Genomic DNA, 22,788 nt, shown 5'->3' with positions numbered 1-22,788 from the left:
CGAGTGACCGATGGGCGAGTCGTCCCCCAAAATCGTGATTGTCGACGAAAGCCCGATCCGTGCCGCCATCCTCGAAGAGGGGTTGCGGGAGGCGGGTTTTACCGGCGTCGTCCACATCAGTGAAATGCAGAGCCTGCTGGCGCGTATCTATGCGCTCGATCCCGACGTCATCCTGATCGACCTGGAGAATCCCAGCCGCGACGTGCTGGAGCAGATGTTCCAGGTCAGCCGCGCGGTGCGCCGCCCGATTGCGATGTTCGTGGACCAGAGCGACGCGGCCTCGATCCAGGCTTCCGTCGATGCCGGCGTCTCCGCCTATATCGTCGACGGGCTGAAGAAGGAGCGCATCAAGCCGATCCTCGATCTCTGCATCTCCCGCTTCAATGCCTTCGCAAAGCTGCAGGACGAACTCGAGCGCACCAAGTCCGCGCTGGAAGACCGCAAGGTGATCGACCGTGCCAAGGGAATCCTGATGAAGCTGAAGGGGCTGACCGAAGACGAGGCCTATGTGCTGCTGCGCTCGACGGCGATGCGCGAGAAAAAGAAAATCGGCGAAATCGCGCAGTCGATCCTGACCGCCTCGGAGCTCTTGAAATGACCGGACCGCTTCAGATCGGTTTCATCCCGCTGGTTGATGCCGCGGCTCTGATCGTCGCCGTCGACAGGGGGTTTTGCGCCGCGGAAGGGCTCGACGTCACCCTGGTGCGGGAAGTGTCGTGGTCGAACGTCCGCGACAAGCTCAATATCGGCCTGTTCGATGCCGCGCATCTGCTGGCACCCGTCGCGATCGCCTCCAGCCTTGGCTTAGGCCACGTCAAGGTGCCGATATCAGCTCCCTTCAACCTCGGCCTCAACGGCAATGCGATCACGGTGTCGCCGGCGCTGCACGCGGCGATCATGGCCGAGATCGACGGCGACCGTTTCGATCCGATGGCGACCGCGCTGGCGCTGGCGCGCGTCGTGGCGGCGCGGCGCAAGAGCGGCGCCGAACCTCTGACCTTCGGCATGACCTTTCCGTTCTCCACCCACAATTACCAGCTGCGGTTCTGGATGGCGGCCGGCGGCGTCGATCCCGACGAGGACGTTCGCCTGGTGGTGCTGCCGCCGCCCTACATGGTCGACAGCCTCGCCAGCGGCCACGTCGATGCCTTCTGCGTCGGTGCGCCCTGGAATTCGATCGCGGTCGATCGGGGCGTTGGCCTCATCCTGCACTTCGTCTCGGATATCCTGGTGCGGGCCGCGGAGAAGGTGCTCGCTGTCAGGCAGAGCTGGTCCGACAGGAACCCGCAAGTCGTCGCTGCGCTGGTTCGTGCAGCATCAAACGCTGCCGAATTCATCGAGCAGCCGCAAAATCGCCTCGAGGCTGCACATATCCTCAGCGCACCGGAGCGCATCGGCGTCGACGCCGACGTGATCCAGCGTACCCTCGACGGGCGGCTCAAGATTTCGCCGGACGGAACCATGCGCGAGAGCAGCCGCTATCTCCTGGTGGGAAGGGAGGGCGCCGCGCGGCCCGATCCGGTGCAGGCCGCCTGGCTCTACGCGCAAATGGTGCGCTGGGGGCAGGCCGCCTTCAGTACCGACGCGCTGCAAACCGCCATGGCGGTGTTCAGGCCGGACCTCTATGACGCGGCATTGGGAAGCGTGGAGAAGGCCGCCGACGCACCCGGCAGGATCGGTGCCTTCGCCGGGCCCGCCTTCGCTGCCGAAGACATTGCCGGGCATCTGGCGGCGTTCAAGATCGGACGCCGGATCTAGCCGGCGAACTCTGAAACAATATTGGGCAGCTGATTCGATGGTCTAATTTTTAGGCTTGCTGGTCGAAATTTATGGCGATCGGCATTGGAAGATTCCCGTCGTCAAACCGCAAGCATCTGAATTATCTATATATTTCTTGACCGGCCGGGTGGCACGCAACTTGAATGTTGCAGTGCAGCCAGCGGTCGCCGATGTCCGCTGGCCACCGTCAAAGATGGAATTCCGCAGCAACGAGGCTGGTCGGACCGCTCTCCGGTTTGAGCGCGGTCGCATTCCCAAATCCCGTTGGGGCCACGTGAAGCGTGGCCGCAGGAGCTTCGTCGCAACGCATGAAAATCGAAACCCTCTCTGTCGATTTCACCGACGAGCAGAAACGCTACCTCGAAGGCTTTGCCACGGGCTTGCAGATCAGCAAGGTCGGGCGCGGCCTCGGCGTCGGCGCCGCCAAGGCGAACGCCGAGCCGAGCGGACCTGATGCCGCGCACATCAAGGCGCAGGACAAGGTCATCGCATCGGGCAGAAAGCTCGTCGATCAGGAGAAGTTCAAGCGCGAACAACATCCGTTCGACGCCTATCCGCGGCTCAAGCAGCAGGCGCTGGACAACGCGCCGCCGACGCCGGCGGACAATTTCCGCTGGCGCTATTTTGGCCTGTTCTATGTCGCGCCGGCGCAGGATTCCTACATGTGTCGGTTGCGGCTTCCGAACGGCATCCTGAAACACTGGCAGTTCGCGGGGATAGCCGATCTCGCCGAGCGCTATTGCGGACCGTTTTGCCATGTCACCACCCGCGCCAATCTGCAGGTTCGCGAAATTCCGCCGAAAAATACGGTCGCGATGATCGAGGGCATCCAGGACCTCGGCCTGTGCTCGCGCGGCTCGGGCGCCGACAACATCCGCAACGTCACGGGCACGCCGACCGCCGGTATCGATCCGCAGGAGTTGATCGATACCAGGCCATACGCCCGCGAGTGGCATTTTCACATTCTCAACGACCGCTCGCTGACCGGACTGCCACGCAAATTCAACGTCGCCTTCGACGGTGCTGGCAAGATCGCGGTGCTCGAAGACACCAACGACATTGCCTTCGCTGCGGTCGAGGTCAAGGACGGCTTTGGCGTCGAATCCGGCGTCTGGTTTCGGCTCGGAATCGGCGGCATCACCGGCCACAGGGATTTTGCGAAAGAGACCGGCGTGGTGGTCAAGCCCGAGGACGCGACCAAGGTCGCCGACGCCATCGTGCGCGTGTTCATCGATCTCGGCGATCGCACCAACCGGCTCAAGGCGCGCCTGAAATACGTCATTGACGGCATCGGCATGGAGAAATTTTTGGTGCTGGTCGAGGAAAAGCTCGGCCACGCCTTCACCCGCGTGCCGGCGGAAGCGCTTGGCCCGCGGCCGGCGTTCGACCGCATCGCGCATATCGGCGTGCACAGGCAGAAGCAGGAAGGCCTTAACTGGATCGGCGTCATGCTTCCCGTCGGCAAGGTGACTTCAGATCAGATGCGGGGACTTGCGAAAATCGCGCATGATCTCGGCGACGGTGAACTCCGTCTCACGGTCTGGCAGAACCTTTTGATACCAGGCGTGCGCGATGAAAATGTCGCGCTTGCCGTTGCCGCCATCGAAGCCACCGGGCTTGCCGTAAAAGCCTCGCAGATCCGCGCCGGCCTGATCGCCTGCACCGGAAATGCCGGCTGCAAATTCGCCGCCTCCGACACCAAGCGCCATGCCGCCGAGATCGGCGACTGGTGCGAACCGAGGGTCGAGATCGAGACGCCCTTGAACATCCACCTGACCGGCTGCCACCATTCCTGCGCGCAGCATTACATCAGCGACATCGGCCTGATCGCCGCCAAGGTGCCGTTCGGCGAGAGCGATGACACGGTCGAGGGCTATCATCTGTTTGCCGGCGGCGGATTCGGTCCCGACGCCGATCTCGGGCAGGAGGTGTTTCACGACCTTAAGGCGAAGGACACGCCGAAGACGGTCGAGAAGCTTCTGAAGGCCTACCTCGCGCATCGCGCCTCGCCCGACGAAACCTTTCTCACCTTCGCCCGCCGTCACGATGGCGAAACGCTGCGCAGGCTTGCCGAGGCGGAGACTTCCACATGAACCAGATGACGCCGCCGCCGAAAATCGAAATCATTCCCGCAAGCGCGCCGTTCTCGGAGGCGCAGCGCTCCTGGCTGAACGGCTTCTTCGTCGGGCTGTTGTCGGACGGGCCTGCGCCATTGTCGGCCGAGCAGGGCGCCGCCGTCCTGCAAGGGCCGGCCGGCGATGCCGATGACGGCGAGGCGCCCTGGCACGACCAGACCATGCCGATCGCGGACCGCATGAAGCTCGCGGAAGGCCGCCCCCTGCGGCGGCGGATGATGGCGGCGATGGCGCAGCAGGATTGCGGCCAGTGCGGCTATAACTGCAACGACTATTCCGAGGCGATCGCAGGCCGAGCCGAAGCACGGCTCAATCTCTGCGTCCCCGGCGGCAAGGAAACCGCCCGCATGCTGAAGGCGCTGCACGAGGAGCTGGAGAAGGCGCCGGCCGCCTCGGTGATGAGCCCGGCGCTGGCTCCGCCGGCGGTTACCGCCGAGCCGGGACGTTCGCGCGATAATCCCGTGTTGGCGACCTTCGTGTCCCGCCGCCTGCTGAATAAGCCCGGCTCGGAAAAGGAAACCTGGCATTTCGATTTCGATCTCTCCGGTTGCGGCCTCGACTATGTCGTCGGCGATTCCTTCGGCGTTTTTGCGCGCAACGATCTCGGCCTGGTCGACCAGATCATCGCCATGCTCGGTGCTTCCCATACCACGCAAGTCAGAGGCAAGACGCTGCGCGAGGTCTTGACCTCGGACGTGTCGCTGTCGCCGGCACCGGATACCCTGTTCGAACTGTTCTCGTTCATCACCGGCGGCGCGCAACGCGAGAAGGCCCGCGCGCTGGGGCGCGGCGAGGATCCCGACGGCGATGCTGCAACCCTGGACGTGATGGCGGCGCTGCAGAAATTTTCCAATGTCCGCCCGCACCCCGAAGCCTTCGTCGAGGCGCTGGAGCCGCTGCAGCCGCGGCTTTATTCGATCTCTTCGTCGCACAATGCGACGCCGGGAAAACTGTCGCTAACGGTCGATTGCGTGCGCTACGTGGTGGGAAAACGCAGGCGCCTGGGGCTGGCCTCGACCTTTCTCGCCGAACGCATCCAACCCGGCGACGAGGTCATGGTCTATGTGCAGAAGGCGCACGGCTTCGCGCTGCCGCAGGATCCGAAGATACCGATCATCATGATCGGACCGGGCACCGGCATCGCCCCGTTCCGCGCCTTCCTGCTTGACCGCAAGGCGACCGGCGCGCAGGGCAAGAACTGGCTGTTCTTCGGCCATCAGCGCAGCGGTTGCGATTTCTTCTATGCCGACGAGCTGAACGCCATGAAGACGCAAGGGCTCCTGACACGGCTGTCGCTGGCGTGGTCGCGCGACGGCGACAAGAAATTCTACGTGCAGGATCGCATGCGCGAGGTCGGGCGCGAGGTGTGGACCTGGCTTGCCGAGGGCGCCAACGTCTACATCTGCGGCGACGCCAAGCGGATGGCGAAGGACGTCGAGCGCGCTCTGGTTGACATTGTCGCGCAGTTCGGCGCGCGCTCCATCGACGAGGCGGTCGCCTTTGTCGGCGACCTCAAGAAGAAAGGCCGGTTCCAGCAGGACGTGTACTGACACGTGGAACCGGTTCCATCTGCATCAAATCCTGCCGAATAAAATTCTCGCGCGAATCCGTTCCGGAGAATTTTTGAGCAGGCTTCTATTCTCACGAAGCTTTCATATCGCTATTTCGCGCTGCGGCTTGAATCCGCGCGCGAATGGTATTTGATTCCAGCCGATGGGGCGTTGGAGATCGACCATGCGCGAATTATCGGCGGAAGCCCGCCTGCATCTTTATGCGCGCTCGCTGTCGCGGCGAACCGGAACCGGACTCCATGCGGCCGCGCTGTACGGCGCGTTTGCCGTCATCGCGGCCATCGTGTTCGGCACGCTGTCCGTGCATCCGTTCTGAGACGCCTCACGGCATAGGAATATGGCGCAGGGCTGGGGTAAGGCACGTCGCCTATTGCGGCGGGTATGGAGGTTCGACTCCGCGAGTTCTCACCACCGCCGTCCCCGCGAGCCGGTCGTAGACGGGATCTCTCTTGGTCGCGACCTGAAAAGTCAACACGACGCCCCATAAGCCCCCCAGCACGGCGGCGTACCAAAACCAGCGAAAGAAATCTCCGGTGAACATGGCGTCGGCGCTGCCGCCAACGGCGACAAGCTGGTAGACCAGGACGGCAAACATCGGCAAAAACCCGATGGTCATGACAAGATAGCGGATCACCAGCTTGCGGACGGGAACACCCGATGCCGCTGGGTCCGCGCTGTCGATAATCCTCACGCCGAGGATTCGGGCGCCCACGGTTCTTCCGGTTTTCCAGGCCATGCCGACCAGATAGATCAGAAACGCAAGCGCAACGATCCAGTCGATGGATGTTCCATGGACCGGCTTTCCGTCCGCGTCCAACATGTAGCTTTGGCTGACGGTTGTCGTCGTCGTGCCTTCGCGCGTGATTCGCCCAACCCTCAGGATCGCGCCGGTTGGCGCGCCGAAAAAGGAGATGCGACAAACCTGAGCGAAATTCGAATCATGCGGCGGCGCCGGATCGAGTTGTTCCGGGACGGTCTTGGTCGGAGCACAGAAACTGAAAAACCCGTTATCCATTTGCACTATTCCAGCCGTTGCCGTGAACAGAATGGCGGCCAGGATCTGGAATGGGAGCGCCACGACGATCCAGTCGATCAGCACCGCCGCCCACCTCCGCCAAAACCCGGCTCTGGGAAGAGCGGCGGTCCGCTCGATGCGCGCGGCGTAGGCGTCCATCGTGTCAATCCAGTGCAACTGAAATATTGACCAAGAAACAGAACATGATCGATACGTGCTGAAACCTGAATATGCAAGCATAGCGAAACGGGCGTCCGCCCAAACCCCAGGGTTCATTACAGTTGAAGATTTAGCTCACCCTGAACGGCGCGACTGCAATGCCGGCATCCTTCAGTGCCTGCCGCACGCCGCGCGCGATGTCGACGGCGCCGGGCGTGTCGCCGTGAATGCAGACGGTGTCGGTGCGCATCTTGATCACCTTGCCGGTAACTGAGACCACCGCGCCGTCCTGCACCATCCGCACGACGCGGTCGGCGATCGCCTTGGCATCGTGCAGCACCGAGCCCGGCTTTTTTCGCGACACCAGCGAGCCGTTGTCTTCATAGGCGCGGTCAGCGAACACCTCGTGCACCATCGGCAGGTTGGCGGCTTCGCCCGCCTGCACCAAGCTGGAATTGGCCAGCACCACGAACACCAGACTGGGGTCGACCGCCTTGATGGCGGAAGCAATCGCCTTGGCGGTCGCCGGGTCCTCGCAGGCGACATTCGATAGCGCTCCATGCGGTTTCACGTGGGTCACCTTGTGGCCGGCTGATGTCGCGATCGCCTGCAACGCGCCGATCTGGTAGGCGACGAGGTTTTCGATTTCGGAAACCTTCATGCCGGGAAACGGCCGGCGGCCAAAGCCGTGCAGGTCGCGGTAGCCGGGATGCGCGCCGACATTGACGCCGCGCGCCTTCGCCAGCTCGCATGTCCTGCGCATGATGTCGGCGTCGCCGGCGTGATAGCCGCAGGCGACGTTGACGGAAGTGGCAAGCTCGATCATGGCGGCGTCGTTACCCATTTCCCAGGGGCCAAAGCTCTCGCCGAGATCGCAATTCAGGTCGATGGTCGTCATGTCCGTCCCCTTTAAGCGAGTGGATCTTCGTCTCTGCCGTCAGTCTTGCGCCAGCGCATCGGCGGAAGGCGTTTGCCAGGTCCCGATGTCGACGGCGCTGACGGCGCTTCCGGCGACGTTAGCATCTCTCAGCGCCTCGATGTTCAGATCAAAATTGTCGATGGCTCGGAGGCGTTCGGGCAGGCTCTGCAAAAGGGTCGCGAACTTGCGCGCTTCGGCCTGCGCTTCCTTCATGCTGATGGCCTTGAAGCGAAACGCCTTGCCTGCCGGCATTTGCGCGAACCGGCCGATATCGGCGGAAATCACGGTCGCGATCTTGGGATAGCCGCCGCTGGTGCCGCGATCCGGCATCAGCACGATCGGTGCGCCATTGCCGGGCACCTGGATACTGCCATTGACGGTGCCGTCGGAGACGATGTTGTGGCCGTGCAGGTGCTTGATGACGGGGCCCTCCAGCCGGTATCCCATGCGGTCGCTGGTGGCCGAGACCTTCCATTCGCTGGCCAGAAACAGCGCCCTGGCATCGTCGTCGAATTCGTCGTCCTGCGGGCCCAGCACCACGCGGATCGGGCCGTCGAGAGCAGGCGGAAGCTCGATCCGCCGCTCGGCAGCCGCACTTGCGGTTTTGGCCTGCAGCTCATCGCCGGGCTGCAGCGGACGCGGATAGGGGCTGCCGAGGCCGGCCCGCGCATTCACCGCAAGGCTGCCGAACTCAGGTTCGCCTGCGATGCCGCCCTCGATCGCGAGGTAGCTGAACGCGCCGCCGCGCGCAAAGCCAAGCGTCAGGGCTTCGCCGTCGGCGAGCGTCATCGAGCTATCGAACGCAACCGTTCGCCCGGCGATATCGGCGCTGCGCGGCGCTCCCGACAGCGCGAGGCGTACCGCGCCGTCGCGCGCGGTGAAAGCTGCGCTAAACGGACCGATTTCGATCGCGGCCGCAAACGGCGCGTTTCCAACCAGGACGTTGGCTGCGGCCAGCGCCAGCCGGTCCATGGCGCCGCTTGGCGTCAGGCCATAGCGCTGGGCGCCGGGCCGGCCGCCATCCTGCACCGAACTCGCAGGCCCAATGGCTGAAATGACCAGTTTGCTCATGAGGCGATCTGCTCGGCGATGATCTCGCCCGCTTCGGCGGCCCGGTCCTGCTCCGCAAACGTCTTGGCGTCGATGGCAGAAAACGTAATGCGATCACCGGGTTCGAGCAAAAAGATGGGATTGCGGTGTAACTGATAGGTCCTGACCGGGGTGCGTCCCAACAGGTGCCAGCCGCTGGGGCCGGCCAGGCACTGGACGCCGGCCTGCACGCCGCCGACCGAAACCGTGCCGGCCGGGGTCAACAGCCGCGGATTTTGCCGCCGCGGCATGTGCAGGGATTTTTCGAGCCCGCTCAGATAGGACCAGCCCGGCGTAAAGCCGATCATGGCGACGCGATAGTCGCCGGCGACATGGCGGCCCACGATCTCGTCCGGTGTGGTGTTCAGCGTCCCGGCGACATCCTCGAGATCGATGCCATGTTCGCCGCCATAGTTCACGGGAATGCGCCAGCGCCGCGTTTTCGTCAGGGCTGGAACCGGCCGCTGCGCCATAGCGGCAAGCTTCGCGCCAAGCGTATCGAAATCGATCGCTACGGGATCGTAATGCACCAGTAGTGACCGATAGGTCGGTACCGTCTCGGTCACGCCGGCGACCTGCTCATCGGCCAGCACGCGATCGAGCGCCAGCACCCGCTGGTTGGCGGCATCGTCGATATTGCGGCTGAATTCGACCGTGATGGCGGCGTCGCCACTGGGTAGAATGCGGGGCGGGGAGAGCGTCGCGGCCATGGGCCTCACAAACTTATCGCATGCTGTTTTTGGCTCAATATCTCGTGCTTGTCACGCTGTCTTCGGTTCCCCGCCCTTGACGGGATGGCCGCGCCCCGCAAGATGCGCCCGCCCGATCCACCCCCTGCCGGAGTTGCAGTTTCGATGCCCTTGACCCCAGACGCGATCAAGACCCTTTCCCACGTCTCCACTGCCACCATCACCACGGTCCTGCTCAAAAAGGGTCTGCGGAACGTCTGGATGCGAGGCTCGCGGCCGTTGCGGCCAGGACAGAAGCGGCTGGTAGGATCAGCCTTCACGCTGCGCTTCGTGCCGGCGCGGGAGGATCTGGCGACGCCGGAATCCTGGTCGTCCCCGATTTCCACCCGCACCGCGATCGAGGCGATGCCGGAAGGCTGCATCGCCGTGGTCGACGCCATGGGCATCACCGATGCCGGCATTTTTGGCGATATCCTGTGCGCCCGGATGGTCAAGCGCGGGGTGGCGGCGCTCGTCACCGACGGCGTGGTGCGCGATCTCGAGGGCGTGCTTGGCACCGGCTTGCCGGTGTGGTGTGACGGCTATGCCGCACCGCCCTCGGTCGCGGGCCTGACCTTCGTCGGCTGGGGCGAACCGATCGGCTGTGGCGGCGTTGCGATCTTTCCGAACGACGTCATCGTCGCCGACCAGGATGGCGCCGTGGTGATCCCGCAGGCATTCCTCGATCTGATTCTGGCCGAAGGCGCCGAGCAGGAGCGCATGGAAGCCTGGATCGTCGAGCAGGTGAACTCCGGCGCGGTTTTGCCGGGTCTCTATCCCATGAACGCCGAGACCAAGGCGCGCTACGCGGCGTCGAAGAAATAGGTTTGCGTCAATAACAAAGGGAGTAGCACGCCATGGAGATCCATCTCGCCGGCTCACGGCCAACCCGCCTGGCGCCGAAGGAATATTTTACCGGCACGGTCTGGCAGGACCCGATCATCACCGCGGCGGCGCCTGCGCGGGTCGTCGCCAACCGGGTGGCGTTTGAGCCCGGCGCGCGAACCGCCTGGCACACCCATCCGCTGGGTCAGACGCTCTATGTCGTGTTCGGGGTGGGGCGGGTCCAGGCCAAGGGCGGACCGGTGCGCGAAATCAAGTCAGGCGACGTCGTCTGGATTCCGCCCGGCGAAAAGCACTGGCACGGCGCGGGACCGAGCACCGCGATGGTCCACGTCGCCATGCAGGAAGCGCTGGATGGAAGCCCGGTGACCTGGATGGAATATGTCACCGACGCCGAATATGCCGTGGCGGTGGGCGCGGCCTGAGGCTAGTCGAGTAGGGTGGGCAAAGGCGCAGTTCGCGCCGTGCCCACCAGCGAATGAAGGAGGTGGGCACGCTTCGCTTTGCCCACCCTGCGATTTCTGCCAATCAAATCCGCTGCGCGGTCCAGGTACCGGAGCAGAGCGCCCCGCGCCAGGTGCCGGAACCAGAGGAGGCGCTGAGGTGGCCAAATCCGGTCGCGCGCTTGATGCCGCTGACCAGCGTCACCACGATGTTGCCGGCTTCGGCGACGCGACCGGAGGCCGACATCATCGCATTGGTGGAAGCGACCTGGCCGTTGTTGATCCCGATCGACACGCTGGCGCCGCCGCCGCAAGCGCTGCTGGTGGAGGCGATCTGGACATTCCATTCGCCGTCAAAGGTGGCGGCCGCGGCCGGTGTGGCGGCGGACATTCCTGCGAGCATCAGGATACGAGCGGCGATAACGGCTTTGCGAAAGTGTCCCATGACGTGCCCCTGTTGTTGGACGCGCTCAAGGTCCCACATCGTTGCACCGGCGGATGTGATGGGTGTCACGCTGACGACCGCAATCGAAATTTTGCCGAGAATCCCGTCGCATCGGCGTTCGACGCGACCGGCGCGCTCCACCATCAGCAAAAAAAGCCCCGCCATATCGACGGGGCTTCTGGCCAAGGTTGTTTGACGGCGCGGGCTAGTTCACCCGGGTCCAGGTCTGGCCGCCGCAGAACATGCCGCCGAAGGCGCAGCCCTGGATCCGCAAGGTATCGGTGCCTTTCAGCGCAATGGTCGAATCATAGGTGCTGCCGGTATTGGGATCGAGAATCCTGCCGCTCCATTTGGAATCCTTTCCGGGCTTCATGTTGATCAGCACCTGTTCGCCGTTCTGGTTCGACTTGGCGTCCACCGAATAGCCGCAGAGATTGACGCCGCATTGCTCGATTCTGACCTTGCCTTCCTTTTCCTCCGTCAGCCACACGCCGAGCGGCGAATTGCCCGCCTGAACCGCGGAGGCCGGGGGTTTTGGTGCAGGGGCGGTGGTCGCGACGATCTCGGGCGGCGCGGGGCGGACGACCGGCGCGGCGGCATCCTGGAGGATTTGCGGCGCGGGCGCGCTTGCCACGGGCGGGGCCGCCGCGGACGGCGTCGACGCCGGCGGCGGCGAAGCTGCGGTATCGGCGGGCGCAACGGTTGCGGTGGCCGTCGAAGGCTCCGGCGCGGCGTTGGTCGGCGCGGGCGCCGCCGCAGCCGGTTCGGCCTGCGCGGGATCCGCCGGCTGCGCCTGCGGATCGCCCTTGGCCTGTTGCGGCTTATGCTGGTTGTCCTGGTCGCCGTGCGAGCGCTTGGATCGCCGACCGCTGTTGTCGTAGACCCCGGGGATCGAAACCGTTCCGCGATCCGGATCAATCCGAATGGTGCGTCCGCCATATTCGAAGCTGTACTGGGCCTGCGCAGCGGTGCTCGCCAGCAGCAACGCGGCGACAGCCAAAAGCTTTTTCATGATGACCTCCTGGGCAGGCGGGATTCAGTCCCGACCCTATGCTCCGGCAGTTCCCTGCAACGTGATCTACATCACTTTCATGGTATGAGTTGTAGGCTAGCGGCTTCGGTTCAATGCCAACGCCGGGCAGTCTAGTTTAGGTCCGCAAGCGCGGTCAATTTGCCGGATAAGTCGTTTGTTCCGAAGGCCGAATTGTCATTCGAACCAGGCGGCGTAGATTTTCCGGTAGCTGCCATCCTCGAACGCCATGTGCAGCCACTGGTCGACGAAGGCCTTCAGCGCCGGATCGCGCTGCAGCCAATAGGCCTTTTCGGCGAAATCGAACGGCTTGTCGGGATGCACCGCGCAGAGCACGCCGGGGTGAAGCTTCTGCTGGTAGCGCGTCTCCGAGGCATCCGTCATCATCAGGTCGGCGTCGCCCTTGGCGATCTCCTCGAAGATCGTGACGTTGTCATTATAGGTCTTGATCTCGGCACTCCTGATGTTCGCTTTGGCAAAGCGCTCATTGGTGCCGCCGGGATTGACGATCACGCGCGTGCTCGGTTTGTCGATCTCGGCAAGCGTCTGGTATTTGTCCGCATCACTGCAGCGCGCGATCGGAGTCTTGCCCTCGCGCATAATGGGGGTGGAGAAAAATCCCTTCTTCTGCCGGTCGAGCGTGATGGAGATGCCGCCCATCGCAATATCGAAATTGTCGGCCTCGAAATCCCTGGTCAATTGCGGCCAGGCGGTGTGGACATATTCGATTTTGACGCCGAGCGCCTTGCCGAGAGCCTCCGCCATGTCGACGTCGAATCCGCGAAATGTCGAGGTCGCCTTGTCGAACGAGCTGAACGGCAGATAATCGCCGGTCAGGCCGACCCGCAACGTGCCACGCTTGACGATCTCATCGAGGCGGGAAGATTCCTGGGCCTGCACCGAGGCCAAAGTCAGCAACAAGGCGGCGAGACAGGACAGAATTCGCATCATCAAAGCTTTCTCCAGAGAGCGTCGCCGGTGGATCCCAAATCCCCGGTACTGGCCCGTGCGTTTGCACAGAATATTGCGGTGGTGCAAGATGGACGGACCGAAAAGCGAGAATGAAATCCGACGGCCCGGCGGGCGCGTCGCACGCAGAGGATCGTGATCGTGACGATATCGATGTACCGAGCCTCGGTCGGTGTTTTCACCCAGTTCCTCGGCAGCCTGACCGACCTTCTCGATCGCGCGGCCCTCCACGCCGAGGCGCGCAAAATCGATCCCGCGATCCTGCTCAATGCGCGGCTCTATCCCAACATGTACAGCTTGACGCAGCAGGTCGGCGAGGCGATCAGGCATGCGGTTCTCGGCTCGGCGCTGCTGGCCGGAGTGGAGCCGCCGACCTTTTCGAATAGCGAACCGGACATTCCCGAACTGAAGCGGAGAATAGCGACCACGATCGGTTTCATGGCGGCGCTGCGACCCGCGCAGATCGACGGCACCGAAGCCAAGCAAGTGGTCTTCACCTTCAAGAACGGCACGACGCGAAAATTCACCGGTCAATCGCTGCTGTTGACGCTCAGCCTGCCACAGCTGTTTTTTCACGTCACCACGGCCTACGACATCCTGCGCCATAACGGCGTCGAACTCGCCAAGAAGGATTTTCTGGGAACGCCGCCGCCGGAAGATTAAGGTTGGCTATATTTCGCCGCCGTCCCTGCGGACCATGCCGACGGCCGCACCACGGCCGGCCATTTCGCTGCGCAGCGCGTCGAATCGCTGCCGCGCCTCGGTCTCGCGATCGTCCACCAGCCTGACGGCTTCTTCCGCCGACATCGGCCCGCTGACGACGGGCAGGGAATTCTCGCCGATGGTCTCGTCGACGTAATATTCGCCGTCATCGTCGCGGCGCACCGACCATTTGAACCGGATTGCGGCCATCGGCCCGGGCCCGAGCTTGTGATAACCATCGGCGGAACTCCGCTCGGGTGCGAGCGGGGTGCTTTCGGCCGGCGGCCTTTCCGGCGCGCGAGCAGGTTCCGGATGGTCGAGGATACTGGCGATCGTCGCCAGCGCATGATCGGTCGGATCGCTTTGAGTCAAAACGTGGGTTCTCCGGATATCGAACAGTCAGCAGCAAACGTGTCCCCGCTGCGCTGATAAGCAAACCTCGCGCTCGAATAAGGCTGAGTTTTGTCGAATTACGCGCAAACTGGCGGCAATTTGTGGCGCCATGGGCGCGCCTGCTCGAGCTGGGCCGCCAGCCGGAACAGCGTGGCCTCGTCGCCGAGCCGGCCGGCGAACATCATGCCGAGCGGAAGCCCCGCCGAATTCCATGCCAGCGGGACCGACATCGCAGGCTGACCCGACATGTTGAACATCGAGGTCGCCGGCATGTAGCGCCGCAGGGTCGGCGCAATATGCGACAGATCTTTCGACATCGTGTTGAGTTCACCGATCCGCAGCGGCGGCGCGCAGAGTGTCGGGCACAGGAAGACGTCGCAGGTTTCGAGAAAGGCTGCCAGTGAGCGGGCGATCTGGAAGGCGCTGAGCTGCGCGGCCACATAGTCGGTCGAGGTTGCGTGTTGCGCGTTGTGGGCGGATGCCAGCGTCAGGATCTCGAAATCGTTTTCTGTCATGGCGCGGCCGAAACGTTGCGCGGTAGACTGCACCGTCAGCGCGGTGTTGGCGGCGACGATGGTCGCCATGACGGCGGCCGGATCGGCGGCGAGCGCAGGAGCATGCTCCTCGACTTCATGGCCGAGCGAGGCCAGCAGCGCCGCGATTTCGCGCGTCGCCGCCGCGATCTCGGGATCGATGGCGTCGCCATAGGGCGACTTGTCGGTAAAGGCGATCCGCAGGCGGCCTGGATCGCGGCCGACCTCCTCGAGGTACGGCCGCTCCGGCGGCGGCGCGATATAGGGGCTCGACATTTCCGGGCCATGGATCGCATCCAGCATCGCCGCGCTGTCGCGCACGCTGATGCTCACCGCATGAGCGCAGGTGAAACCGCCCCAGCCTTCGCCGCGATCGGGACCGAGCGGCGTGCGGGCGCGGCTTGGCTTCAATCCGAATACCCCGCAGGCGGACGCCGGAATCCGGATCGAGCCGCCGCCATCAGAGGCATGCGCGATGGGCAGGATCCGCGCGGCAACGACCGCGGCCGCGCCGCCCGACGAGCCACCTGAGGAATGATCCAGATTCCAGGGATTGCGGGTCGGGCCGTGCAGGCGGGATTCGGTGGTCGGCATCAGCCCGAATTCGGGACTGGAACTCTTGCCGAAGATGGTGACGCCGGCCTTGAGGAAGCGCTGGACCAGGGTGCTGCTGGAGGCGGCGACAATGTCGTTAAAGATGCTCGCGCCCCACGTGGTCCGCGTGCCCTGCAGAACATCGAGGTCTTTCACGAGAAACGGCACACCCGTGAACGGGCCGTCGGGAAGTCCCTTTTCGATCTGCCGCTCGGCATGGTCGTAATGCTTGACGACCACCGCGTTGATCTGCGGATCGACTTTTGCGGTGCGGGCGATCGCCTCATTGAGCAATTCACTTGGGGTGACCTGCTTGGTCCGGACCAGTTCGGCGAGCCCGATCGCGTCGTAGCTGCCAAATTCCTTGAAGGCCATCTTGATACCCGCGGTGACGATGCAATGATGCCGGCGATGTCGGCGGCGAAGGCCTATGAGGCAATCAGCCGAGCACGTCCTGGTTGATGACGTTCTGGCGGATCGGCTCGCCGTCGAGCGCGCTCAGGATATTGCGCGCGGTCTGCTCGCTCATGCGGTCGACCGCTTCCCGGGTGACGCCCGCGACATGCGGCGCCATGATGACGTTGGGAAGCGCAAACAGCTGATGGCCCTTCGGCGGCGGCTCCTGCTCGAAGACGTCGAGGCCGGCACCCGCAATCTTGCCCGCAACCAGCGCGTCATGCAGCGCCGCCTCGACCACGATGCCGCCGCGCGCGGTGTTGATCAGATAGGCTGAAGGCTTCATGCGGGCCAGCCGCGCCGCGTCGAACATCCCGACCGTCTCCGGCGTTTTCGGACAGTGGATGCTGACGAAATCGGCGCGCGGCAATGCGGCGTCGAGATCGCCGACCGGCTCGCAGCCGGCCTGCTTGATCTCGGCGGCGGATTTGTAGGGATCGTAGATCAGGACGTTCATTTCCATCGCGAGGCAGCGCTTGGCGGTACGCGTGCCGATCCGGCCGAAGCCGATGATGAGCACGGTCTTGCCGAAGAGATCGTAGGGCAGCATGCCAAGGCGCGCGGCCCATTTGCCGTCCTTCACGCAGGAATGCATTTCGGTGGCGCGCTTGGCCAAGGTCAGCATCATGAACAGGGCTTGTTCTGCGACCGAGGGCGAATTGGCGGTGCCCGCCACCATCAACGGCACCTTGCGGCGGGAGAGCGCGGGAACGTCAACGGCGTCGAAGCCGACGCCGATCCGGGTCACCACCTTCATGTCCATGGAGGCTTCCAGCTCCGGTTCGCCGAACCGGGTGCCGCCGAGCGCCACGCCATGGACCGGCGCTTGCGCCTTCAGCATGGCCTCGAAATCGGAGGCCGAAATCATGTTGGGGAATTCGACGAGTTCGATGTCGTCCCGCTCCTTCAACAAAGCCCGTCCTGGCTGCGACATCGATTCGGTGACGAAAATTTTCTTCTTGTTGGTGGCCATTCCCTTGTTCCCAGCCCCTGGCTTTTGTTGGTTGCGGCCGTCAAAGGACGACGCCGGTCACCTCGTTTAGCAGGTGCATATTGTTGAGGTCTACTGCCAATCGCAGCGGGGCGCCGTCGCGCGCCCCGGCGTTGGGATTGACACGGCCGCAGATCTGGCTCCCTTCCAGGGTGAAGTAGATCAGCGTCTCCATCCCCATCGGTTCGGTGACGTCCAGTACCGCGTCAAAGGCCTCGATGCCGGCCTCCGCATGCTGTTTCGCCTCGGTGAGATGTTCGGGCCGGACGCCGAGCAGCAATTTCTCGTTTCGCGCGACGTTTTGATAGCGCGCCGCGCGGGCGGGCGGCAGCGCAAATGCGATGCGATCGGTCAGCCGGATGTTGAGCTTGCCGTCTGTCTCCTCCAGCCGGCAGGGCACGAAATTCATCGCCGGCGAGCCGATGAAGCCGGCAACGAAACGCGTCGCCGGGTGGTGATAGAGCTCGTTGGGCGTGCCGATCTGTTCGATCCGGCCGTGATTCATGACCACGACACGGTCGGCCAGCGTCATCGCCTCGACTTGGTCGTGGGTGACGTAGACGGTAGTGGTGCGGACCTTCTGGTGCACCTTCTTGATCTCGATCCGCATCTGAACCCGGAGCTTGGCGTCGAGGTTGGACAGCGGCTCGTCGAACAGGAACACCTTTGGGTTGCGCACGATGGCACGGCCCATCGCCACCCGCTGGCGCTGGCCGCCGGACAATTGCTTCGGCTTGCGATCGATCAGTTCGGTGATGTCGAGCATGCGGGCGGCTTCGGTAACCCGGCTCTTGATCTCGGCCTTCGGGTAGTGCTTCAGCCGCAGGCCGAACGACATGTTTTCCGCCACCGTCATATGCGGGTAGAGCGCATAGTTCTGGAACACCATGGCGATGTCGCGGTCCTTCGGCGGCACGTCGTTGACGACGTCGCCGCCGATCATGATGTCGCCGTCGGTGATGTCCTCGAGCCCCGCGATCATCCGCAGCGTGGTCGATTTTCCGCAGCCCGACGGCCCCACCAGCACGACAAATTCGTGGTCGGCGATGTCGAGATCGATGCCGCGCACCGCCTCGACCTCGTCATATCGCTTGATCACCCTACGCAACGTCACGTCAGCCATGAGTTCAACCCTTTGTCGCGCCGGCGGTCAGGCCGGCGATGTAATAGTCCATCAGGAATGCGTAGATGATCAGCGGCGGCGCGGCGCCGAGTAGGGCGCCTGTCATGATCTGGCCCCAGTTGAACACGTCGCCCTTGATCAGGGTGGTGATGATGCCGACCGGCAGCACCAGCTGATCGGTCGAGGTCGTGAACACCAGCGGATAGAGGAATTGCGCCCAGGACGCGGTGAAGGCGAAGATGGTGGCTGCGATGATGCCGGGAAGCGCCACCGGAATGAAGATCCTGGTCAGGGTCTGGAACCAGGACGCGCCGTCGATGATGGCGGCCTCGTCCAGTTCCTTCGGGATCGATGCGAAATAGCCGATCATGATCCAGGTGCAGAACGGCACCGTCAGCGTCGGATAGACGACCAGCAAGACGTACCAGTGGTTGATCAGCTCGATGCCGGTCCAGTCGCGGAACGTCACGAACATCTTGAACAGCGGCAGGAACAGCAGCGTGTCGGGGATGAGGTAGGTCAGGAACACGCCGGTGGCGAGCGTCGCCGAGCCCCAGAACCGCATCCGCGACAGCGCGAACGCCGCCGGCACGCTGATCAGCATGGTGAGGGTCACGACGAAGACCGAGACCATCGCCGAGTTCAGGAAGAACCTCATATACTGGCTCGACCCCAGCAATTCGCGATAGTTGGCAAGCGTCGGATGAAACACCCACCACGGATTGGTCGCCGCCGAAATCTCCGCGCTGCCCTTGAGCGAGGTGATCAGCATGTAGATCGGCGGTACCAGCGAGAAAATCGCAAAGATCGTGAGGAAGAAATACGCCCACCGCAGCGCCCAAATGCGGTCGCGGCTCATGCTGCCGTGCCTCACGTTGCGGGTCGGCGCGCCCTTGTCGAATACGACGGTGCTGGTCATCAGGCTTCATTCCCGCGTTTGTTGATGTCGCGCAGGATGAAGATCGCCGCGATTCCCAGGATCGGGAACATGAACAGCGAGACACTGGCGCCAAGCGGAATATCGCCGCCCTCGATGCCCAGGCGGAACGCCCAGGTCGCGAAGATGTGGGTACGATCCAGCGGTCCGCCGGCGGTCAGGATGCGCGTGATGTCGAAATTCGCGAACGTGACGATCAGCGAGAACAGCGTGGTGATGGCGATGATGTTGCGCATCATCGGCAGCGTGACGTACCAGATCCTCTGCCACCAGTTGGCGCCGTCGATTGCCGCGGCTTCATAGAGTTGCTCCGGCACCGATTTCAGCGATGCCAGGTACATGATCATGAAGAACGGCGCGCCGAACCAGACGTTTACCAGGATGATGCAAAAGCGCGCCCAACCGGTCTCGCCAAGCCAGTAGATCGGTCCGATGTTGAAGAACGAAAGGGTATAGTTGAAGGCGCTGTAGGACGGGTCGAACAGCCACAGCCAGGCCAGCGTGCTCATCGCCGGCGGGATCACCCAGGGCACCAGCAGCATGCCGCGCCATTTGCGCTGCTTTTTGGAGGGAATGTTGTGCGCGAGATGCGCGACGATGAAGCCGATCAGCGCCTTGAAGAAGACGGCACTGATGGCAAAGATGCAGGATTGCTTCACCACCATCCAGAAGGTTTCGCGCTTGAACAGGAACTCGAAATTGCCGAAGCCGATGAACTTGGTCATCGCCTTGTTCAGCGTCGCCAGATGGATCGAATAGAACGCGGGATAGATGACCATGATCGAGATCAGCAGGATCAGCGGCAGCGTCATCAGAAAGGCCGAGGTCGACTTGCGCTTGAGCGCTGCCCGCAAACTGGCGCGCTTGCGCGTCGATCGCGCCTGGGGAAGGCCGGTCGGCTGAAATGCGACATCAACCATGATGCAGTTTCCTCGCGCGGTTCATCTCAGAGCAACGGATTTTCCGGCGAACCGGCATGCTGCCGACCCCCGAAGTCCTGGCGCAACGGCGCCATCGCGAACTTTCGCCGCGGCGGGCATGCAATCCTTGCACGACCGCCGCGGCGACTGACGGCTAGCTTCGCATGAAGCCTTCGCACTCGCCTTCGGCCCAGGCGAGTGTTTCTTCCATCTTCTCGCCCTTGCCGAAGCGCAGCGCCATCTTGGTCATCGTGGCCTGCACGTAGATCTGCTGCGCCACCTTCGGTGGCGCCGGCGAGGCGGCAATCGACAGTATCTGGTGGTTGTAGGGATTGGGGTAATGGTAGAGCGTGCCCTTCGGCGGCCCTTCCTCGGCCCAGACCTTCAGCGTCGTCAGTTTTTCGTACGCCGGCAGGTCGTAGCCGCCGCTCGCCTCGACCAGCTTCTCGACCGCTGCCGGTTGCGACAGATAAAGGATCAGGCTCTTCGCCGCTTCCTTGTTCTTGGAGAAGTTCCAGGTCGCGAGGAAGTAGGGCAAATACGGCGCAAAGCGGCCCTTCGGTCCCTTCGGGAAACCATGTGTCCAGCACTGCTCGGCGACTTGCGGCGCGTCGCGCTTGGCGACCGCCCAGGCGCTCGGCGGATTCATGATCAGCGAGGCCTTGCCCGACACCAGGTACTTGTTGTTGCCGGCGTCGTCCCAGGACGCGACCTCGGGAGGCAGCCACTGGATCAGCTTCTTGTAGTATTCGAGTGCCTGCCGTACCTCGTCGGTCTTGATCGTGAGGTTGCCCTTGGCGTCGACGAGCTGCGCGCCGAACGACTGAAAGATCGCGCCGGCGGTATCGACGGAGTCGGAGGTCTCGCCAAGGCCGATACCGAAGGGATTGCCACCCTTGAAGCAGGCCTCGGCCGCCTTCAGGAAGGTATCCAGGTTCCAGTCGTCGGCCTTGGGCGGGCTGCCCGCGGGATACATCGCCTGGATGTCAATTCCGGCGTACTTTTTCAAGTAGTCGATACGCGAGCACGGACCCTTGATCTGGCTGCCGATGCAGAAGGGAACCGCGTGCCACTTGCCATTGAGTTGGCCGAGATATTCGACCGTACCGTTGACCTTGCCGTTCAGCGCGATCAACTGCGTCATGACGTCGTTCATCGGCTCCAGCAATTCGGTCTGGGCGTGTGGCCACCAGGTCGGCATCGCCAGGATGTCGTGGCCTGATTTCGCCTGCGATTCCGCGACGATCGTGATCTCGTTCTTTCGGCCGTTGCTCGTGATGTAGTCGATCGAAACATCGACCTTTTCCTTGGCGGCCCACTCATTGACGAGATCGGTGGAGGCCTTGTTGGCGCCGGGAACCCAGTGGTCCCAGAAGCCAATCGAGAGTTTACCGGCGGCATAGGCGCCACGAACATAGGGCGCGGTAATCAGTGCGGCGGATGTAAGTGCAGTGGCAGCTACGAATTGTCGACGAGAAAGCTTCTTCCGTGACATGGCGTTCCCTCCCTGGTGGGCTAATCGGTGAGCTCGGGAAATCTCGTTGTTGTTTTTATCTTCGCCGCCTGGCAGGGCCGAAAGTTTCGTTGCGGGGCGCTTGCGGAGATTTCTTTGTGGGCGATCAGAACAGAATTCCCGGCAGCTGTCGAGAAAGCAGGTTGGTCAGGACCCTAGAACTAACGTTGTGTGCAATTTGGTCGCAGCAAGTGTTCCGCTGTTCCCCGCCGAGCCTGCGCCTGGCCGATATTGCGGTGCACACATCGATGTCCGCTATGCATTGAGCGGGGTGCAGTAGCGCCGCAGGCCGGATTCATTTTTGTGTAAACAGCTCGCACGGCAAGGCTTTCTTCGCCATGGCGAAAGCGGCGGGAAGGTAGACTCGCACGGTGCGAAAACGATAGAGTCGCGGCACGGCCGGATATCCGCCGCCCCGCAAAATCCAAAAAGCCAGCCAGATCAAGATCGACCATGGAGCCCAAATAATGATCAGCCCGACATCGAGCGCGCGTGCGCATTTCCGATTGCGTTTCGTGCTGGGGGCCCTTGTCGTCATGCTTGTTGGCGCGCCATCGGCGGTCGATGCGCAGGTGGCTCAGGGCGTGCAGAAGGGCGCGGAGGCCGGCAACAAGGCCGCCGGACCGGTCGGCGGCGTGCTGGGCGGCGCGATCGGCGGCGTGGTCGGCGTGTTCACGGGCGTGTTGGGTGTAGCGAAGGGCGGGCAAGCCGCTCCAGCCGCGAACGACACCAAGCAAGGCGGCCCCGCAAAGGCAGGGACCAAGACGGCGAAGGCCGCCAAGGGGACCCGGACGGAAGTCATGACCCAACCGGGTGAGCCGCAACTGACCGCCGAGCAAATCGTTACCAACAGCGACGCCAACATCGCGCGGATCAAGGCCGAGCTGAACCTGACGCCGGAGCAGGAGAAGAACTGGACCGCGTTCAACAGCGCGATGCATTATCTCGGCCACAACGGCGCCGACCGGCTCAACCTGCGCATCGCGCGCGCCAAGCGCGATCCGCCGGACGATATCATCGAGCAGATGCGCAACGAGGCGCAGTTTCTCGACGACCGCGCCGTCGATCAGCGCAACGTCGCGGATGCGGCCGACCCGCTCTATGCCAGCCTCAACGACAAGCAGAAGCAGATCTTCATCGACGAGATGGTGCGCCTGAGCCACGAACGCGGGCTCGATTAAGGCGGGAAGGGCGCGAGTACGGAAACCTCAAGCACCGCCGGCGAGTAACCGGACACGCGTGCCCTGGGGTTGAGGTACAGGCCCGGCGTCCGGCTACCCTGCCGCGACGGCGCGGCTCTCCAACTCGCCATGCGAAGGTGGGCGAACGCGGACGGATTCGCGACCGAGAAATGGCCGCGCGGTGACTTTATGGGGAACCGGCGTTCACCGACGGCAAAGCACCCCGGCCAGCGCGCTGCGGACCGGGGTGCAGGATGAATAACCGAGCGTAAGGCTTGGTCTGTTTTCCTAGCCTTCTTTTGGGAAATTCAATTCCACGC

Annotated in this window: 23 protein-coding genes; 9 read left to right on the top strand and 14 right to left on the bottom strand. The window is 63.3% G+C overall.

What is annotated here, in order from left to right; translation table 11 throughout:
• Nucleotides 1-10: 10 nt before the first annotated feature.
• The 5 genes from VK804_RS16980 to VK804_RS16960 all read left to right on the top strand — a co-directional run bounded on the left by VK804_RS16980 (nucleotide 11) and on the right by VK804_RS16960 (nucleotide 5,801).
• On the top strand, nucleotides 11-598 hold the full coding sequence (locus tag VK804_RS16980) for an ANTAR domain-containing response regulator (protein WP_325372286.1): 588 nt from the start codon (nucleotides 11-13) through the stop codon (nucleotides 596-598).
• A complete protein-coding gene (locus VK804_RS16975; RefSeq protein WP_325372284.1) occupies nucleotides 595-1,758 on the top strand; it encodes a CmpA/NrtA family ABC transporter substrate-binding protein in 1,164 nt (387 codons plus the stop codon). Before VK804_RS16980 ends, VK804_RS16975 begins: the two co-directional genes overlap by 4 nt.
• Nucleotides 1,759-2,087: 329 nt before the next feature.
• Complete coding sequence (locus VK804_RS16970; RefSeq protein WP_325372282.1) at nucleotides 2,088-3,872, top strand: NirA family protein; 1,785 nt, start codon at nucleotides 2,088-2,090, stop codon at nucleotides 3,870-3,872.
• Nucleotides 3,869-5,464 (top strand): sulfite reductase subunit alpha, encoded by a 1,596-nt coding sequence (locus tag VK804_RS16965; RefSeq protein WP_325372280.1) that lies wholly within the window; start codon nucleotides 3,869-3,871, stop codon nucleotides 5,462-5,464. Before VK804_RS16970 ends, VK804_RS16965 begins: the two co-directional genes overlap by 4 nt.
• A gap of 184 nt (nucleotides 5,465-5,648) precedes the next feature.
• Nucleotides 5,649-5,801, top strand: coding sequence for a hypothetical protein (locus tag VK804_RS16960; RefSeq protein WP_325372278.1), 153 nt, complete (start codon nucleotides 5,649-5,651; stop codon nucleotides 5,799-5,801).
• Nucleotides 5,802-5,852: 51 nt separating this feature from the next.
• Here VK804_RS16960 and VK804_RS16955 read toward each other — a convergent pair whose 3' ends face one another.
• The 4 genes from VK804_RS16955 to pxpB all read right to left on the bottom strand — a co-directional run bounded on the left by VK804_RS16955 (nucleotide 5,853) and on the right by pxpB (nucleotide 9,377).
• Nucleotides 5,853-6,659, bottom strand: coding sequence for a hypothetical protein (locus VK804_RS16955; protein ID WP_325372276.1), 807 nt, complete (start codon nucleotides 6,657-6,659; stop codon nucleotides 5,853-5,855).
• 130 nt (nucleotides 6,660-6,789) lie between these two features.
• The gene (locus VK804_RS16950) at nucleotides 6,790-7,557 is read right to left on the bottom strand and encodes a 5-oxoprolinase subunit PxpA (protein ID WP_325372274.1); all 768 of its coding nucleotides are present in this window, start codon (nucleotides 7,555-7,557) and stop codon (nucleotides 6,790-6,792) included.
• A 39-nt stretch (nucleotides 7,558-7,596) separates the two neighbouring features.
• Nucleotides 7,597-8,649, bottom strand: a complete 1,053-nt coding sequence (locus VK804_RS16945; protein ID WP_325372272.1) for a biotin-dependent carboxyltransferase family protein — start codon at nucleotides 8,647-8,649, stop codon at nucleotides 7,597-7,599.
• A complete protein-coding gene (gene pxpB / locus VK804_RS16940) occupies nucleotides 8,646-9,377 on the bottom strand; it encodes a 5-oxoprolinase subunit PxpB (protein ID WP_325372270.1) in 732 nt (243 codons plus the stop codon). The genes VK804_RS16945 and pxpB overlap by 4 nt, the downstream gene beginning before the upstream one ends.
• 144 nt (nucleotides 9,378-9,521) lie before the next feature.
• Here pxpB and VK804_RS16935 point away from each other — a divergent pair, with 144 nt between their 5' ends.
• Both VK804_RS16935 and VK804_RS16930 read left to right on the top strand, forming a co-directional pair.
• Nucleotides 9,522-10,220, top strand: a complete 699-nt coding sequence (locus VK804_RS16935; RefSeq protein ID WP_325372268.1) for a ribonuclease activity regulator RraA — start codon at nucleotides 9,522-9,524, stop codon at nucleotides 10,218-10,220.
• Between the two features lie 32 nt (nucleotides 10,221-10,252).
• Complete coding sequence (locus tag VK804_RS16930) at nucleotides 10,253-10,663, top strand: (R)-mandelonitrile lyase (protein WP_325372266.1); 411 nt, start codon at nucleotides 10,253-10,255, stop codon at nucleotides 10,661-10,663.
• 103 nt (nucleotides 10,664-10,766) lie between these two features.
• Here the strand turns inward: VK804_RS16930 and VK804_RS16925 are convergent, their stop codons facing one another.
• The 3 genes from VK804_RS16925 to VK804_RS16915 all read right to left on the bottom strand — a co-directional run bounded on the left by VK804_RS16925 (nucleotide 10,767) and on the right by VK804_RS16915 (nucleotide 13,104).
• A complete protein-coding gene (locus VK804_RS16925; RefSeq protein WP_325372498.1) occupies nucleotides 10,767-11,270 on the bottom strand; it encodes a hypothetical protein in 504 nt (167 codons plus the stop codon).
• 61 nt (nucleotides 11,271-11,331) lie between these two features.
• A complete protein-coding gene (locus VK804_RS16920) occupies nucleotides 11,332-12,138 on the bottom strand; it encodes a DUF2147 domain-containing protein (protein ID WP_325372264.1) in 807 nt (268 codons plus the stop codon).
• Between the two features lie 195 nt (nucleotides 12,139-12,333).
• Nucleotides 12,334-13,104 (bottom strand): transporter substrate-binding domain-containing protein, encoded by a 771-nt coding sequence (locus VK804_RS16915; RefSeq protein ID WP_414642807.1) that lies wholly within the window; start codon nucleotides 13,102-13,104, stop codon nucleotides 12,334-12,336.
• A gap of 174 nt (nucleotides 13,105-13,278) precedes the next feature.
• Between VK804_RS16915 and VK804_RS16910 the strand changes: the two genes are divergently transcribed.
• On the top strand, nucleotides 13,279-13,788 hold the full coding sequence (locus tag VK804_RS16910; protein ID WP_325372496.1) for a DUF1993 domain-containing protein: 510 nt from the start codon (nucleotides 13,279-13,281) through the stop codon (nucleotides 13,786-13,788).
• 6 nt (nucleotides 13,789-13,794) lie between these two features.
• Here VK804_RS16910 and VK804_RS16905 read toward each other — a convergent pair whose 3' ends face one another.
• The 7 genes from VK804_RS16905 to VK804_RS16875 all read right to left on the bottom strand — a co-directional run bounded on the left by VK804_RS16905 (nucleotide 13,795) and on the right by VK804_RS16875 (nucleotide 21,269).
• On the bottom strand, nucleotides 13,795-14,199 hold the full coding sequence (locus VK804_RS16905; RefSeq protein ID WP_325372260.1) for a hypothetical protein: 405 nt from the start codon (nucleotides 14,197-14,199) through the stop codon (nucleotides 13,795-13,797).
• 98 nt (nucleotides 14,200-14,297) lie between these two features.
• Nucleotides 14,298-15,722 carry an amidase gene (locus VK804_RS16900; RefSeq protein WP_325372258.1) on the bottom strand — a complete coding sequence of 475 codons (1,425 nt, stop codon included), beginning with the start codon at nucleotides 15,720-15,722 and terminating at the stop codon, nucleotides 14,298-14,300.
• A 64-nt stretch (nucleotides 15,723-15,786) separates the two neighbouring features.
• A complete protein-coding gene (locus VK804_RS16895) occupies nucleotides 15,787-16,776 on the bottom strand; it encodes a hydroxyacid dehydrogenase (protein WP_325372256.1) in 990 nt (329 codons plus the stop codon).
• A 40-nt stretch (nucleotides 16,777-16,816) separates the two neighbouring features.
• Complete coding sequence (locus VK804_RS16890; protein ID WP_325372254.1) at nucleotides 16,817-17,917, bottom strand: sn-glycerol-3-phosphate ABC transporter ATP-binding protein UgpC; 1,101 nt, start codon at nucleotides 17,915-17,917, stop codon at nucleotides 16,817-16,819.
• Between the two features lie 4 nt (nucleotides 17,918-17,921).
• Nucleotides 17,922-18,836: a carbohydrate ABC transporter permease gene (locus VK804_RS16885; RefSeq protein WP_325372252.1), complete on the bottom strand. Its 915-nt coding sequence runs from the start codon at nucleotides 18,834-18,836 to the stop codon at nucleotides 17,922-17,924.
• Entirely contained in the window at nucleotides 18,836-19,774 is a 939-nt protein-coding gene (locus VK804_RS16880; protein ID WP_325372250.1) for a sugar ABC transporter permease, read from the bottom strand. The genes VK804_RS16885 and VK804_RS16880 overlap by 1 nt, the downstream gene beginning before the upstream one ends.
• A 154-nt stretch (nucleotides 19,775-19,928) precedes the next feature.
• Nucleotides 19,929-21,269, bottom strand: a complete 1,341-nt coding sequence (locus VK804_RS16875) for an ABC transporter substrate-binding protein (protein ID WP_325372248.1) — start codon at nucleotides 21,267-21,269, stop codon at nucleotides 19,929-19,931.
• 485 nt (nucleotides 21,270-21,754) lie between these two features.
• Here VK804_RS16875 and VK804_RS16870 point away from each other — a divergent pair, with 485 nt between their 5' ends.
• Nucleotides 21,755-22,468, top strand: a complete 714-nt coding sequence (locus VK804_RS16870) for a Spy/CpxP family protein refolding chaperone (protein WP_325372246.1) — start codon at nucleotides 21,755-21,757, stop codon at nucleotides 22,466-22,468.
• The last annotated feature ends 320 nt before the right edge of the window (nucleotides 22,469-22,788 follow it).

Source organism: Bradyrhizobium sp., from assembly GCF_035484855.1.
Taxonomy (GTDB): Bacteria; Pseudomonadota; Alphaproteobacteria; order Rhizobiales; family Xanthobacteraceae; genus Bradyrhizobium.
Note: the sequence above shows the minus strand (reverse complement) of the source record. Positions and strands in the feature narration are given on the sequence as shown.